This is a genomic window from uncultured Caulobacter sp., assembly GCF_937900395.1.
GTDB lineage: Bacteria > Pseudomonadota > Alphaproteobacteria > Caulobacterales > Caulobacteraceae > Caulobacter.
This window is the reverse complement of record NZ_CALCDX010000256.1, coordinates 1-2,534: the sequence shown is the minus strand read 5'-3', so window position 1 is coordinate 2,534 and position 2,534 is coordinate 1. Positions and strand designations below refer to the sequence as shown.

The 2,534-nt window shown below is 64.6% G+C and carries 3 protein-coding genes; all 3 read left to right on the top strand.

Annotated features, from left to right (window positions below; translation table 11 throughout):
* Positions 1 to 268, top strand: a 268-nt coding sequence (locus tag Q0379_RS24080) for a single-stranded DNA-binding protein (RefSeq protein WP_299017895.1), incomplete at its 5' end; no start/stop codon positions are given.
* A gap of 255 nt (positions 269 to 523) precedes the next feature.
* Positions 524 to 1,126: a hypothetical protein gene (locus Q0379_RS24075; RefSeq protein WP_299017893.1), complete on the top strand. Its 603-nt coding sequence runs from the start codon at positions 524 to 526 to the stop codon at positions 1,124 to 1,126.
* Between the two features lie 511 nt (positions 1,127 to 1,637).
* Positions 1,638 to 2,534 (top strand): PEP/pyruvate-binding domain-containing protein (locus tag Q0379_RS24070; protein WP_299017891.1); only part of this gene is annotated, 897 nt, incomplete at its 3' end.

Genomic DNA, 2,534 nt, shown 5'->3' with positions numbered 1-2,534 from the left:
TATCGAGGGCGCTCTGCAGACCCGCAAGTGGACCGACAACACTGGTCAGGAGAAGTATTCGACCGAGATCGTTCTGCAGAAGTTCCGTGGCGAACTGACCATGCTGGGCGGCCGCGGTGACAGCGCCGGCGCCTCGTCGGGCGGCGGCGACGAGTACGGCGGCGGCTATTCGGGCGGCGGCTCCAGCTTCGGCGGCGGCCAGCGCAGCCAGCCTAGCGGCCCGCGCGAGAGTTTCTCGGCCGACCTGGACGACGAGATTCCGTTCTAGAGACAGTGGATGGCCGGTCATCGGCCAAAGAAGGCTGATGACGGCGCCTCCACGGGGGCGAGCGGCGGGTGATCAGAAGGTGATCGCCCGCCGCTTTCGTTTGCGAGTACTGGGCTTGTCGGCATTCTAAAGTTGTGTTCCCATCACCTTTCATCTGGAAGGAGACGGGCTATGCGACGGATGCTTCTGAGTGTTGGCGTTGCGGTTCTTCTGGCGGCAGGCTCTGCCGCGTCCGCCCGCCAGAGCGAGACCCTGATGGGTGACGCTCGGCGTCAGCAGGGCCTCGAGAGCGAAATGGCGCGTCTGCGCCAGGGCCTCACGGGCGGCGCGCGCGAGGGCATTTGTCCGCTGGTTCGCGGCGCTTCGGCCGAAGTGAACAACTATGTCGCCGCGCGGCTGCGCCAGGTCGCCAATCAGGTCGGCGCGGAATATGCGCATCGCGATTGCGAGCCGAACGTGGTCGTTCTGTTCTCGTCCAACCCGGATGAGTTGGTGGTCGAGGCCACGCGCGCCAAGCGCTTCAACTACAGGGGCGTCGCCGCTCAGGATATCGAGCGCTTCAGGACCAGCACCCAGCCCGTGCGCTGGATACACGGCTCCGCCGCTCCGGGCCTCAAGACCCAGGACGCCCGGCCTTACAACGCCCTGGTGATCGTGGACGCCGCCAAGGCGGCGGATTTCAAGGTCTCGACCTTGGCTGACTATGTCAGTCTGGTGGCCCTGGCCGACACCCGGGTTCGCGCGCCGGCCCAGGACTCGATCCTGAACCTGTTCGACAACGGCGCCGTCGACGCGCCTCGCGCGATGACCGAAGGCGACCGGGCGTATCTCCGCTCTGTCCATAGCCGTCGCTACTGATCGACGGAGGGGGCGGTCAGCGCCGCCCTCTTTTTCGAAAGCTCATGCCAATGCGTCGCGATCTGAGGCCGGGCGGCCAACCCGATGGTCTGCGTCGGCCGCGTCTCTAAGCAACATCCCAGTGCGCCGAGGTGAGGGAGCCTCATCTCCAGGTCCTCGCAATACACGCCACAGATGCATTACGTTTCAGGGTCTGAAGATCTTCAAGCCGTCCAACCCAGAGGCGGCGGGTCGACGCGCGCCTTCAAGGCTCCGGTTGGCGGATTTAAATCGTGCCTAGAGCCAGTTGCTGCCGCTCTTATCGGCAGGACAACGTTGTCATTGGAAATATTTGCCGAATTCTCATCCTGGGGCGCGGAACGCGAAGCGCCAGTGGACGCGTTCTTGAACGAAGTGCTACTGAGGCCCCGGATATTGCACTGCGGGATCACGATACAGCAGCGCTGTTCCAAGGTGAGACGCTCCCATTAGAGGGGCGCGGCCTTTTCACTTATCGCAGGGTGAATTTCATATGCCGGTTGAGACGCTGACCAAGTCCCGTTGGGTTTATGCATTTGGCGGAGGCGGCGCGGACGGCGACGCCTCGATGAAGAACCTTCTCGGGGGCAAGGGCGCCAACCTCGCCGAGATGTCCTCGCTGGGCCTGCCGGTGCCCCCCGGCTTCACGATCACCACCGAGGCGTGTGTCCACTACTACGCCAACGGCAAGCAGTACCCGACCGAACTGGCCGATCAGGTCAAGGTCGGGCTGGCCAAGGTCGAAGAGATCACCGGCAAGAAATTCGGCGACGTCGGCAACCCGCTGCTGGTCTCGGTGCGTTCGGGCGCCCGGGCGTCGATGCCGGGCATGATGGACACGGTCCTGAACCTCGGCCTCAACGACGAGACCGTCGAAGGGCTGGCCAAGCTGTCGGGCGACCGTCGCTTCGCCTATGACAGCTACCGCCGCTTCATCCAGATGTACTCCAACGTCGTGCTCAATCTGGAGCACCACATGTTCGAGGAGATCCTGGACGACCACAAGGAACGCCTGGACGTCCACGTCGACACCGGCCTGACCGCCGACGACTGGGGCCTGGTCATCAAGGACTACAAGGCCGCCGTCCAGGAGCACCTGGGCAAGCCGTTCCCGCAGGACGCCCAGGAGCAGCTGTGGGGCGCGATCGGCGCCGTGTTCGCCAGCTGGATGAACGACCGGGCCAAGTTCTATCGCCGCATGCACGACATCCCCGAGAGCTGGGGCACGGCGGTGAACGTCCAGTCGATGGTGTTCGGCAACATGGGCGACACCTCGGCGACGGGCGTTGCCTTCACCCGCAACCCGTCGAACGGCGACAACCGCCTGTACGGCGAATTCCTGATCAACGCCCAGGGCGAGGACGTGGTGGCCGGCATCCGCACGCCGCAG

Coding starts and splice junctions, on each gene's coding strand:
- Q0379_RS24075 (WP_299017893.1), top strand. CDS start 524: ATGGGTGACGCTCGGCGTCAGCAGGGCCTCGAGAGCGAAATGGCGCGT.